Origin of the sequence: Vibrio coralliirubri (assembly GCF_024347375.1) — a bacterium.
In the GTDB taxonomy this organism is placed as follows: domain Bacteria; phylum Pseudomonadota; class Gammaproteobacteria; order Enterobacterales; family Vibrionaceae; genus Vibrio; species Vibrio coralliirubri.
This window is the reverse complement of the sequence record NZ_AP025470.1, coordinates 1,845,653-1,858,025: the sequence shown is the minus strand read 5'-3', so window position 1 is coordinate 1,858,025 and position 12,373 is coordinate 1,845,653. Positions and strand designations below refer to the sequence as shown.

Annotated in this window: 14 protein-coding genes; 8 read left to right on the top strand and 6 right to left on the bottom strand. The window is 45.2% G+C overall.

The features are described from left to right. The first annotated feature begins 176 nt into the window (after positions 1-176). The 7 genes from OCV20_RS08345 to OCV20_RS08315 all read left to right on the top strand — a co-directional run bounded on the left by OCV20_RS08345 (position 177) and on the right by OCV20_RS08315 (position 3,797). Entirely contained in the window at positions 177-599 is a 423-nt protein-coding gene (locus tag OCV20_RS08345) for a hypothetical protein (protein ID WP_086775165.1), read from the top strand. A 26-nt stretch (positions 600-625) separates the two neighbouring features. Next, positions 626-1,078, top strand: a complete 453-nt coding sequence (locus tag OCV20_RS08340; protein ID WP_086775164.1) for a hypothetical protein — start codon at positions 626-628, stop codon at positions 1,076-1,078. A gap of 104 nt (positions 1,079-1,182) precedes the next feature. After that, positions 1,183-1,587, top strand: coding sequence for a DUF1801 domain-containing protein (locus OCV20_RS08335; protein WP_086775163.1), 405 nt, complete (start codon positions 1,183-1,185; stop codon positions 1,585-1,587). 193 nt (positions 1,588-1,780) lie between these two features. Continuing rightward, complete coding sequence (locus tag OCV20_RS08330) at positions 1,781-2,062, top strand: hypothetical protein (RefSeq protein WP_061017995.1); 282 nt, start codon at positions 1,781-1,783, stop codon at positions 2,060-2,062. Positions 2,063-2,140: 78 nt separating this feature from the next. Further along, positions 2,141-2,656, top strand: a complete 516-nt coding sequence (locus OCV20_RS08325; protein ID WP_086775162.1) for a GNAT family N-acetyltransferase — start codon at positions 2,141-2,143, stop codon at positions 2,654-2,656. 188 nt (positions 2,657-2,844) lie between these two features. Then, on the top strand, positions 2,845-3,303 hold the full coding sequence (locus OCV20_RS08320) for a GNAT family N-acetyltransferase (protein ID WP_086775161.1): 459 nt from the start codon (positions 2,845-2,847) through the stop codon (positions 3,301-3,303). Positions 3,304-3,347: 44 nt separating this feature from the next. Next, a complete protein-coding gene (locus tag OCV20_RS08315) occupies positions 3,348-3,797 on the top strand; it encodes a DUF3291 domain-containing protein (RefSeq protein WP_017080506.1) in 450 nt (149 codons plus the stop codon). Positions 3,798-3,830: 33 nt separating this feature from the next. Here OCV20_RS08315 and OCV20_RS08310 read toward each other — a convergent pair whose 3' ends face one another. Continuing rightward, positions 3,831-4,154 carry a hypothetical protein gene (locus OCV20_RS08310; RefSeq protein ID WP_086775160.1) on the bottom strand — a complete coding sequence of 108 codons (324 nt, stop codon included), beginning with the start codon at positions 4,152-4,154 and terminating at the stop codon, positions 3,831-3,833. Between the two features lie 164 nt (positions 4,155-4,318). Between OCV20_RS08310 and OCV20_RS08305 the strand changes: the two genes are divergently transcribed. Beyond that, positions 4,319-4,651, top strand: a complete 333-nt coding sequence (locus OCV20_RS08305; RefSeq protein ID WP_004733816.1) for a YnfA family protein — start codon at positions 4,319-4,321, stop codon at positions 4,649-4,651. Positions 4,652-4,741: 90 nt separating this feature from the next. Here OCV20_RS08305 and OCV20_RS08300 read toward each other — a convergent pair whose 3' ends face one another. The 5 genes from OCV20_RS08300 to OCV20_RS08280 all read right to left on the bottom strand — a co-directional run bounded on the left by OCV20_RS08300 (position 4,742) and on the right by OCV20_RS08280 (position 12,370). Further along, positions 4,742-6,250, bottom strand: coding sequence for an efflux transporter outer membrane subunit (locus tag OCV20_RS08300; RefSeq protein WP_086775159.1), 1,509 nt, complete (start codon positions 6,248-6,250; stop codon positions 4,742-4,744). 2 nt (positions 6,251-6,252) lie between these two features. Then, the gene (locus OCV20_RS08295; RefSeq protein WP_202910147.1) at positions 6,253-9,372 is read right to left on the bottom strand and encodes an efflux RND transporter permease subunit; all 3,120 of its coding nucleotides are present in this window, start codon (positions 9,370-9,372) and stop codon (positions 6,253-6,255) included. A gap of 10 nt (positions 9,373-9,382) precedes the next feature. After that, complete coding sequence (locus OCV20_RS08290; RefSeq protein WP_086775157.1) at positions 9,383-10,516, bottom strand: efflux RND transporter periplasmic adaptor subunit; 1,134 nt, start codon at positions 10,514-10,516, stop codon at positions 9,383-9,385. Positions 10,517-10,615: 99 nt separating this feature from the next. After that, positions 10,616-11,494, bottom strand: a complete 879-nt coding sequence (locus OCV20_RS08285) for a LysR family transcriptional regulator (protein WP_086775156.1) — start codon at positions 11,492-11,494, stop codon at positions 10,616-10,618. Positions 11,495-11,710: 216 nt separating this feature from the next. Further along, positions 11,711-12,370, bottom strand: a complete 660-nt coding sequence (locus OCV20_RS08280) for a sugar transferase (protein ID WP_017063903.1) — start codon at positions 12,368-12,370, stop codon at positions 11,711-11,713. Positions 12,371-12,373 lie beyond the last annotated feature (3 nt).

The window sequence follows — 12,373 nt, the reverse complement described above, 5'->3', positions numbered from 1 at the left end:
CTTTTTGTTATCTAGCTTGTGTTCTAAGTCTCACGTTACATTGGGTTTGTGTAAGTCTGAGTCGTCCATCGAATAGTCGTTTAACAAGGGCATTTCTCATGCCGTATTTTTGGTAATTAGTTCTTCCTGTCGATTATCAAATTTGTCCTAAACCCACTATAAGGCAGGGAACCCCAATGAATAGAACGCTATGGTTCGCACTCATTTCGCTTTTGTTTTCAATGACAATGGTATTTTGTACATACAGTTATGGCATAGAGAGCCACGTTGAAGTAATCACACTCACTTTAGTACTGTCGGGCCCTCTGATTTTGACCTTTGCGCTTGTTGTCATTTTTTGTGGCGCACCAGTCATTAGCGAGTACAAGTTACTTGGAACCGTCGCAATTTGTGTGCATGGATTTACAGCCTCACTACATGTGCTGTGGAACGGATTTATGTTCGTCGATGTGATTAATAAACAAGGCTTAGGCCCGGGACAAGGTTATTCTGGTTTGATACTTTGGGTTGGTAGTATCAAGGCGATGCTACTTGGTTTGGTTGTGGGAGTATGCCTGCATTACTTGCTACGATTATTTAGAAAGGCTGCAGTAAGATAACTGTTGGCTAGTTAGTGGGTTGTTCGTTGTCTATAGGAGTTGTCGCCGTGTTTTATAGTAAGGAATTCAACAAGGGATTGCTGCTCATCCTTTTTGCGATAAGTGCTTTCATTGTCGTTACCTCGGATAATAACCCCGGGACATTAATCGCTCACGCCATCAATGGTTTAATTGCTTTGCTCTTTTTCTCCATGACCATTGAGGTCAAAGACAATGTACTAAGCTGGTATTTCGGCTTTGGTGTTTGGCGTAAGAATGTAGAAGTGTCAGACATTACCGAGACATCGTTCTATCAAAGCAAGTGGTATCAAGGTATTGGTATCCGAATGCTGAGCGATGGATGGTTGTATAATGCATCGATAGGTTCCGCGTTGAAGTTAAGCCTAAGCAATCGAAAGCATGTTTACATTGGTTGTAAGGATACAGACAGTTTAAAGCTGGCCTTGAAAACCGCTAACGAACAGATAACCGAAAAGTGATTTATTAGGCTTGGCACTTTTTGTTTTAAGTTGGGCTATTGTTTAAGGTTCTATGCTTTAAGTGAGCTGCACTTTAATATCACAACAAATGAATCGGAGGTTGAATGGACAGAGCAATCAAAACACATTTCGACGAGTATCCCGATGATGTTCGAAGCCGACTTGAAGAGTTGCGTTCGTTAATATTTGAGCTTTCATCTGATTTGGAATTAGGTGAAGTCGAAGAGTCTCTGAGATGGGGCGAACCAAGTTACAGCGTTAAGACGGGCAGCCCAATTCGAATCGACTGGAAATTGAAATCACCAAACAACTATTACTTGTTCTTTAACTGTCAAACAAAGCTAATCGACACATTCAGAGAATTGCACGATGGCACACTGGCATTTCAAGGTAATCGGGCAATCGTCTTGAACCTAACTGAACCACTTCCCAAGGCACCAATCAAGCAGTGTTTAGAGTTAGCCTTAACTTATCAACAACGAAAACACCTGCCGCTTCTTGGCGCGTAATTCTTACGCGCTGTCATTATATTTCTTAAACAGGTTTTCTGTGTTCTAGCTATCACTCTTTAAAGTGCTAAGACTGTACCATCTTGATTAGTATCAAGAGGCTAGGGAAACTCGATAACCAACGCTGATTGTATTGCTTACCGTTTAAAAGGTGTTCTAGTCACCTTGTATTTCAGACTTAAAAGGAAGTTGCATGAATTTAGATAAAGCCAAGAAACGTATCGCAAAGCAGGTTAAAAAGGGCGACCACGGATACCCAAAAATCACGTTAGCGTATTATGGGACGACCAAAGATCTCGCAACGGAAGTCGCAGTTCAATTTATGTTGGGTGAGGGCGATGGTGTTCAAGAAGAGCGTTTTTCTTGTGAAACCGAAATCCGAGATAATGAGCTAATCCAAACGACGTTACTCAAGATAATCGAGCGCGCTAATGTGAACTCTGTGATTGAAGTTGAAGGCGTGGCTGTTCTTTAGTTTGCTTTGGTTTGGAAACGAAGCCAATACGAGAACTCAGGTGTATAATCCACATTTTTATCGAACTAGGCAGGACACATGGCGATCTCGTTTGAAACTCAAAGACTAAAAGTAGAAGAAGTTGCAGGTGAACTTACTGTTCCTGAACTTTCGGCTCTGCTTGAGCGAGTACCTGGTATTCTAACCCCGTCAGTAGTTGAAAACCTTCCACCATACTTTCACGGTATTGTGTCAGGTGAACTGGCTGAAATTTGGCTCGACCGAATGTTGTCGGAGAGCCGCTTACTTCAAGTGAAATCCAACGATAATCAACTGATTGGTTTTCTGTTCGCTTATGTGGAAGAGGAAAGTGATGCTCATATTGGCTACTTGCTTGCAGAAGAGTTCTGGGGCAAAGGTTTAGCGAGTGAGTTATTGAAGGGTTTCATCACGGAAGTCGCTAAAACGGAGTCATGGTCAACACTGATTGGCGGTGTCGATCGTTCAAACATCGCCTCTGCACACTTACTTAAGAAGCTAAGTTTTGTTGAGCAAGCCTCTGATGAAAGTCCCGTGGTTTTCTATGAATATAAGCTTTCTCGTCTTAACTCTTAATTATTAACTCTGAGCTCTCAGTTCTTAATTTTTGCTCCTTAACTCAAGCTATATCTGCGTTTGCATTCATTCCCAATGCTTAATATCACCAGTTTGATTCAACTTTAGTGTTTACGGCACCATATTTTAGGTACAGTAGTCGCGTTGCTTACTATTGAGCGAAGCGTTATTCGCGAGAAGAAGGTTATATGGAAAATATTAGAAAAGCCCAAGCATCTGATTTAGCGTCAATCCAAGAGCTAGCGAGAGACACAATCAATGCGTGCTACCGTTCATTTTTGGGCGACGAAGGCGTGGATTGGTTCATCAACAGTGGTGAGTCTGATAAAGAAGTTGAGAAACAACTCTCAAATTGTGTCGTGCTTGAATCAAATAATCAGATTCAAGGTTATTGTGCGTTTGAAAATGACTTCGTACATATCTTAATGGTTTCCCCGAACATTCAACGTTCAGGCTTTGGTGCGACTCTTCTCAAGCATGTTGAGAACGAGATGAGCACATTGGGTCATGAACATTATCGTCTTGAAACATTCAAAGGTAATGAGCAAGCGATTCATTTTTATCTGAAAAATGGTTGGTCGATTGATAGGGAAGAAACCGACGAAGAGTTTGGATTTGTTAGGGTTTACTTGAGTAAGAACGCCTAACAAAACGTCGCTTATTACTCATAATTTATCAAGGAAGAAACGTTATGAAATTAGCTCAGTTGAATATCGCTCTGGCAAAATACCCGTTAGATGCGCCAGAAATCAAAGAGTTTGTCGATAACTTAGAGTTGGTTAATGGAATTGCAGAAAGCAGTGAAGGGTTCGTTTGGCGTTTGAAAGATGAATCTGGTGACGCCACCAACATCCAAGCTTTCGATGATCCTAATATGATCGTGAACATGTCGGTGTGGGACTCTGTGGATTCGTTAAAGAACTTCATGTTCCGCACACATCACCGTGATTTCATGCGCCGAAAGGGGGATTGGTTTCATCGTTTACCTGAAGATACTTATGTTCTTTGGTGGATCGAGGAAGACCATATTCCCACACTCGAAGAAGCGATAGAGCGACTTGAACACCTCAGAGAAATCGGTGATACGCCGTATGCCTTCACTTTTAAAACCAATTTTACAGAGTCAGAAGCGCCAAAGTAGCATTTGTCTAACCAGTGTTATGTTCCATTGAAACTAAAACAGGGGCATCTGTGGTGTGTGGGCGCTATTAACGTTGGATGGATCATCGACAGCTTGATAGTACTCAACCCATACCTTATTGCTTCTTGGAAACTCTCGTTTCAAAACTTTCTTAACGTGTTTTCGAGTGCTTGCTACATCACTTGTATATGCATGGTTGTAGTAACCCGTTTCAATGATCTGAAACTGTCCGTTATCGAGGCAATAAAGCAGAAAACCACGGTCTCTTTTGTACGTTTTAAAGTGCACGGCTTCTTTAGGTTGTAAGCACTTAAGCTGCTTTTCGACTAACGTTAGTACTTGGGATATATGAATCATTTTTCGCTCACTCTTGTAGTGAATGAGGCCAGTTTATCAAACAGATAAGCTCTGGAAATATCAATTAATACTGAACATGCGTTTAGTGAAGGCTTGGTTTTACTGGGCTAACAAAGCGTAAGTATTAACAGTGTACTCTGCATTTAAACAGATAAAGGTAAGTTGTGATTGAATTTAAAACGGTCGGTCTTTTTGTACTTACGGCGGTGGCCGAGATTGTAGGGTGTTATCTACCTTATCTTTGGTTGAGAGAAGACAAGAGCATTTGGTTATTGATTCCTGCTGCGATAAGCCTGGCATTGTTTGCGTGGTTATTGACGCTTCATCCTACCGCGACAGGGCGTGTTTATGCGGCCTATGGCGGTGTGTATATTTCTGTTGCCCTGATATGGCTGTGGCTTGTTGATGGCGAAAAGCCGACAACGTGGGATCTGGTCGGTGGCTCAGTTGCACTACTCGGTATGGCGATTATTATGTTTGGCCCTCGAAACGCATAACGTGCTCACATAAAAATACCGCCGTAATCAACGGCGGTATTTTTTATTACGCTTATTGCATCATTCAGTAGATAACGAAGAGCAGTGAGCCTAGTTTACGCGGGCTAATTCGACACTCTGCGTTTCATTAGCGACTTTCCAATCGCCACCTAAGGCTTTATACACGGCAATCGTGGTATTGGCGGTTTGAAGCTTGGCGGCTACTTGACGATCTTGCATCGCTTTTTGTTGTCTTTGTGCGTCTAACACCGATAAGTAATCGACTAGGCCCGCTTTATAGAGAGACTTTGCCTTACTCACTGCATTATCGACGGCAATGGTGGCTTCATCGATGCGCTTTTGGTTTTCTTGGCTACGGCCATAGGCAAACAAGCTTGAATCGACTTCTGCAAAGGCGCTGTCTACCGAGTGTTGGTAGTTGAGCGCAGCAGAACGGAACCTTGCTTCGTTCATTTTCACCATGGCTTCGCCTCGGCCGCCATCGAACACATTCCAACTGATGCCTGCAGATGCCGCCCAGCCGAATGAGTCGCTACTGAATAGGTCATCAAAACTTCCCGCCGTCACACCTGGTGAGCCCGTTAGGAAGAACTTTGGATAGCGATTGGCAATGCTTGCGCCGAGTTCTTCGTTAATGGCTGCCATTTCACGCTCTGCAATTCGGATGTCTGGGCGTTGTTCTAACAAGTCAGAAGGTAAGCCTGTCGGAATAACATCGTTCATTCTCGGCAAGGTAAATTCACCCGCTAAACGTTGGTTCACTTTCGTAAGCGACTCGCCTAATAAGACTGCCATGCGTTGTTTATGGACTTGCTCTGCTATTTCAAGTTGAGGAACAATGGATTCAGTCGCTGCAAGCATGGCTTCGGCTTGAGCAAGATCTAACTCAGAGCCGTAGCCGCTGCGAACAACTTTGGTGACCAGTTCTAAAGTCTGCTTTTGGTCGGCAATGTTCTCTAGTGCGATCGCTTTTCGCTCTTGAGCGCCACGATATTGCAGGTAGTTGTGAATAACATCGGCGGTGATCAAGGTATTCAAACCCGATTGGAATATCTCGGCTTGTTCAACTCGAATTGTCGCCGCGTTGGATTGCTTATCGATACGTCCAAACAAGTCCATTTCCCACGCGATGCTCGCACCTAAGAACCCACCATCGTGTTGCGCTTCCAATAACGACATGCCGGTCGCTGACTCAACCGCATCAGAAGCGCCAAATACGGGGCCAAGTAGGGAGTCATTCTCACTCAGTTGGTAGTTGTAATAACCGCCACCGACATTGATGGTCGGAACTTTGAATGATTCCACAACGCTCTTATATGAGTTCGCCATGTTGATTCGCTCGGCGGCCAGTTTAAGTGGGATGTTCTGGTTTTGAACATCGGCCACTAACTGATTCAGCGTAGGGTCATTGAACTGTGTCCACCAATGATTGTGCTGCTCGTTTTGGCTCACGACGTCTTGGTTCACATCACCTTGGCTATATAAGAAGGTCTCAGCCATGGTGGTTTGAGGTTCTTCGTAATCGGAGCCAACCGCACAACCTGTCAGCAACAAGGCAAGAGCAATAGGAGCCACTTTAAACTTCGTTAATGGATACATGTTTATTGCTCCTTGTTGAATGAGGTTGGAGTGCCGCTGTTTGTAGACTGAGATGTTGCATCAAGCACGATCACTGCGTCTTTGATGGCTTCTTCTACCGTTTTCTTTTGTTCGGTTCGATAGAAAAGCTTGTACAGCGCAGGCATTACAAATAGAGACAACACGGTTGCTGCAGCCAAACCACCGATAATGGTTGCCGCCATCTGGTCAAATAGCAGGTCACTAAGCAGCGGGATCATGCCAAGTGCTGTGGTGAGCGCACCCATTGAGATCGCCATTGTGCGGTTCACGGTTGCTTCTTTGATTGCATCAGACAGTGAGCGACCGTTTTTACGTTCAAGCTCGATTTGGTCCATCAATACAATGCCGTTCTTGATGATCATACCGGTCAAGGTTACCGCGCCAATCAATGCCATGAATCCGAATGGTTTATCCAACAGCAATAAGCTGAATGTTGCACCCGTCGCCGCAAGCGGTAGGGTGGTGAAGATGATGACTGGCTGTTTGAAGCCGTTAAACATCGCCACTAAGATAATCACCATCAACAGCATTGCTTTAGGCAGCTGCTTAAGAATATCGCTGACGGCTTTGTGCTCGTCGTAATATTCGCCGCCCCATTCCAAGTGGTAACCATGGGGAAGGTGGATGGATTCAATTTGTTCTTTAACCGAGTTTCTTACCGCTGCAGGAGTGGTGTAACGACCAACGCCAGCTTGTGCAGTGATGGTTTTTACGCGGTCACGACGCCAAATCATGGTCTCTTCACTGGTCAGCTCAAAGCCATCAATGAGTTGACCCAGTGGAACGCTGTGAATGCCTAACAGAGAGCGAACCGGCAGAGTTTCTAGCGACTGAATTGAGCTTTCTGTGCCACGCAGTTGAATCGTCACCAGTTCGTCGTTTAAGTTCATACGACCCAGTGGCATACCTTCTGACGCGCGTTTCATCGCGAATGCAATGTCGGCACGGTTAATACCCGCAAAGCGCATCTTGTCTTGGTTGATGACAGGTTCTAGAACCTTGCTCTTTTGTCGCCAGTCGTCACGCACGTATTTTGTGTCTGGATGACGAGCAAAGATCGCTTTAGCTTGCTCTGATAAGCCGTGAAGCACCTCGACATCTGGGCCGGAGAAACGCGCTTCAACACTGAATTTATCGGCAGTCGCCAGTTTTAAGCTTCTAAAACGAGGATCGGCGTTTGGAAACTCTTCCATTAACCATTTGTCACCACGCGCAATCAGCGGGCTGACTGATGGGAAATCGGTCGCGTTAATCAAGATCTGACCATAAGCAGGATCAAACGGCTCTGGCTCAATGGTTACTGAGAAACGAGGAGCACCCGCGCCAACGTATGTTGAGATACTCTCGACTTCCGGCTGTTCTAACAACCACTGTTCGATGCGCTTCATGTCTTCTGAGGTTTGTTCAACCTTGGCACCATTCGGTAGCCAGTAATCTAGAAACAGGATGGGCCTGTCGGCTTGTGGAATGAAGTTAACCGCGATGCTCGGCACAGCCAATGCCGTCACTAATATCAACGGAATAAGCCCCGTCAGTGCTTTGAGTGGGTTATCTACCGTCCAGTTTACACTCTTACGGTATAAGCTCACTTTGGTGTTGTCAGCTTGTTTGCTTGGCTTGATAAAGAACCAACACATCAAGGCCGTGAAGGTCATCGCGACGAGCCAAGACAATAACAGTGAAGAGGCGATGATAAGGAATACCGAGCTTGCGAACTCAGCCGCATCGGTTTTTGAAAAAATAACAGGGCTTGCACCCATGATAGCGATAACTGTCGCGCCAAAGAGCGGTGTTGCTGTCTCTTTAACAGAATCAATTGCGGCTTTGGTACGGTCGACGCCTTTGTTGATTTTAACGATCATCATATCGGTGATGACAATCGCGTTATCCACCAACATGCCGAGCGCAAGAATGAACGTACCTAACGAAACTCGGTGTAAGTCAATTGACGCGATGTTCATGTAGATAAGCGTCAGCAAGATAGTCAGCAGTAAGCTTGAGCCGACGATGGTCGCGCTTTTTAGTCCCATGAAAATCGATAGGACGATGAACACAATCGCGACACTTTCAAGTAAGTTTTGTACGAAGTTATCGATCGATTTCTGAACTTCTTCAGGCTGGTTTGCTACCGTCGAGATATCAACGCCTAACGGCAGAGTTGCTTGGAAATCGCTGACGATCTGATTGATTTCATCGCCAAGCGATACCACATTAACGCCGGTCACTGGGCTCATCGCTAGCGTGACCGCAGGTACGCCGTTGTAGCGGTTTCCCGTCATCATTGGCTCTTGGTAGCCCATGGTGATGTCTGCGATATCGCCCAAACGGATTAAGCTGGTTCCGAATTCACTCACGCCGCCTTTAATCATCAGGTTTTTGATGCCGTCTAATGAACCAAACTCGCTCGACTGTTGAACACGAATACGTTCAGTGCCCGCGGAAAATTTGCCCGCATCGAAGGCCATGTTTTGCGTATTCAGCTGCGACCAAACTTGTGTGATAGATAAGCCGTATTGCGCCAACCTTTCATCTGGGATGTCGATATGAACAACGCGTGGCTGAACACCGTGTAACTCAATCTTCTTAATGCCATCGACGGTTTTAATTCTACGTTGGAGTTCTTCGGCGTAACGTCTTAGCTCAGCAGGTGAAGCATCCTTACTGTGGATAGAGAAAAGCATGCCGTAGACTTCAGAAAACTCATCCTGCACGACACTGATCTGCGCCGTCGAAGGCAGTAACAGCTTCATGTCTGACACTTTACGACGCAGCAAGTCCCACTCTTGTGGTAGTGCTTTTGAATTAAGAGACTCTTTTAGGTCAACAAACACCATCGACATGCCCGGACGAGACAGTGAACGCAGTCGGTTCAATGACCCCATCTCTTGCAGTTTAGTTTCAACGGTATCCGTAACTTGTTGCTCCACTTCTTCTGCAGAAGCGCCGGGGTAGAGTGTCACTACCACGGCCGTTTTAATGGTGAAACTTGGATCTTCGAGCTTGCCAAGATCAAAGTAAGAAAACAGGCCCGCGATAACACTCAATGCAGTGAAAAACAGGATGAAGGTGCGTTGTTTGATCGCAAAATCAGCTAGATTCATCATGATTTACCTACAGGCTCTTAACTTGAATATCAGAGAAGTGTTGGCCTTCCATGACGTACTGAGCACCACTTACCACAACGAAGTCGCCATCGCTAAGCGTAGATTCAACACACACGGTATTTTGAGACATCGAAACCACGTCCACAGTCACGCCGTGCGCTTGCTCGTTTTGAACGGTGAATACTTGCTCGATACCCGATTGGTTGACGATCGCTGAATACGGTAAGCAGAAATTATCTGTTGGTTCGCCAAGTTGAGTCGTCAGTGTGACGGCTTTCCCTGGCAACACAGTTTTGTCCGCTGACTCTACATGGTAAGTCACTGCGTAGGTTTGCTTAATAGGGTGAGGAGACGTGGCAATTTCAGCGGCGTAACCAATCAGTTTTTCCTCTGAGCCATACCAGTTGATACCAGCGGTTTGATTCGGTTGGAATTCATGAATCAAGTTTTCTGGGACTTGGATTTTAACTTCAAGCTGATCTGGGTTGTGGATGGTGAAAACTGAAATACCCGGCAGGACTTGTTCAAACTGATCGAAGTTAGATGCCGCGACCACGCCGTCGAATGGCGCAAGCAGTTGGGTATAACGAATCGAATCTTTTGCGCGGCGTATGTTTTGCTCAACCACTTTAACCGCGGCTTCACTTCTTTCATAACCACTGATTGCACGGTCCAGATTAACATCAGCAATCGCGTTGTCAGCAATGGCTTGTTTCACTCGAGCAAGTTCAGCCTTAGCTAGCTTGTGTGCGGATTTTGCTTCAAGAGAACGAGCTTGCAACTCTTCCAACGCCACTTGGTAATCGTGCGGGTCGAGTTGTGCCAATGGTTGGCCTTTCTTAACTGTATCGCCAACAGAGACCACCATGTTTTGAATAGTGCCGGGTACACGAAACGCGACGCCAGCCGTTTCTGATGACTGCAATTTGCCCGTGAACGATTTTTCAACTTGATGAGAGAGAGGCTCAAGTTGGATAACTTGAATCGGACGCGTTTGTTTTTGAGCTGTCGTTGCCTCAGAGTCATTACAGCCAAACAGCGTAGTTAGGCTTAGTGCAATGACTGTGTATTTGAAGATAGGTGTCTGTTGAAAGATAGACGAACGCTGCAAAACAGATGAATGTTGAGATATAGGCTTCATGGATTACTCCTGTCAATTTATGGAGCAATTCTATCTTTCTGTTTTGTTTAGATAATCTAGTCTATTCGCGAAACACTGTCATGATATTCGTTACAATAACTAAAGATTTGGAAGTTCTTGTAATAAAAAATCAATCAAAAGTTGAGCAGAATGACTCAGCGCTTTGCGTTGCGGGTAGAGTAGCCATGCTTCTTCTTGTTGAAGGTTCTCGTCTGGAAACAGGTTGATCAAAGTTCCGTCTTTGAGTTGTTGTCGTACCAAGAGTTCAGGCAGTAATGCGATGCCTCTGTGACGTGCCGCGCCACCGATTACGAAGCCGATACTGTCACTCACCACCGAAGGTTCGACCTTGATGATGTGGTCTTTGATGTCCCATTGCTTGTCGATGTCACCACTTGGCCATCGAAAGCACACAAAGGGGTAGTTGGTGATTTCTCTTAAGCTTGAAGGCGTGCCTTCTTTCTCTAGAAACTCAGGGCTGGCGACAAAAACACGCTGTAAAGTCATAACTTTGCGCGCCACTACATTAGCATCACTCAACGTACCACCGTGCATCGCCAGATCTAACCCTTGGCGGTACATATCGACAAAACCATTGCTGATCGTTCGAATATCAAGCTCGATCTTTGGGTACATATCTTGGAACTTGAACAGCGTCGATTGCATGATGTCGCTGGTTTCCGGCAACAGGCCAATCTTAACTTGTCCGTGTGCAACTTCTGATAGGTTGGAGGCGATATGGTTCGCTTTGTCGAGCGCACTTAACGCATTGAGTAGCTCTTTATAATAAAGCTCGCCAGATTTCGTTAAGGAAAGGCTGCGCGTGGTTCTAAAGAACAGTTGAATGCCAAGAGATTTCTCAAGGTCGTTAATTCTGCGGCTAACATTAGCGCGGGGAAGGTCAAGTGCATTTGCAGCGGCAGTAAAACTACCCAGTTCGACAACGGTGGTAAACAGCTTAAGATCTTCGATTTTCATAACAACGGCATTTAATCGTTTTTAGAACAGTATGTTGGCATCGTATACCAATTGGATTTTAAAATCGAAGCGTTCTTTAAGTTGGCTTGTTTGAGGCAACAAAAAGCCAGCCGATAAATCATTATCAAAGCTGGCTTTGTATTCACATCGGACAAGACTGCTCTATTTACCACCTTGGACTAAACAGCTTGTTCTTTCACCTTAGACCATACTGGTTTAGCGACCTCGACCATCTACCATTACGATGATGGTTTTAGAAATGATGCTTAGATCAGCGGCAATCCAAGACTTAACAGAACATAGGCTTAGTGCGTAACTGTGGTCAAAACCCACTTTACGACGTACATCATCAATGCAGGTGTCGTAACCTTGATTCACTTGTGCAAGTCCCGTAATACCAGGCATTACACCGTATGTACGGTCAGCAAAGTAAGGGATTTCGTTCTCTAGTTTGGTGTAAAAAGTAGGGCGTTCAGGGCGTGGGCCAATTAGAGACATTTCACCTTTCAATACATTGATCAGTTGTGGCAGCTCATCAAGACGTGTCTTTCTCAAAAAGCGGCCAACAGGCGTGATTCGTGGGTCATTTGCGGTAGCCCAAACGGCACCAGAGCGAGTTTCTGCATCTTCGTACATGCTACGGAACTTCATGATCTCAAAGATTTCCATTTTCTCCGGTGTCGATTTACCAACACGCAGTTGACGGTAGAAAATAGGGCCACGAGAAGTGAGTGCAATCGCCATCGCAATCAACGGAAATACGGGCGCTAGCAAAATCAAAGCAATCAGTGAGCTTACGAAATCGAAAGTACGTTTAGCACGTGAGATTTTGTATTGGTATAGGTTTTGGGTAGATAGCTGTTCAATGTTCATCATAAT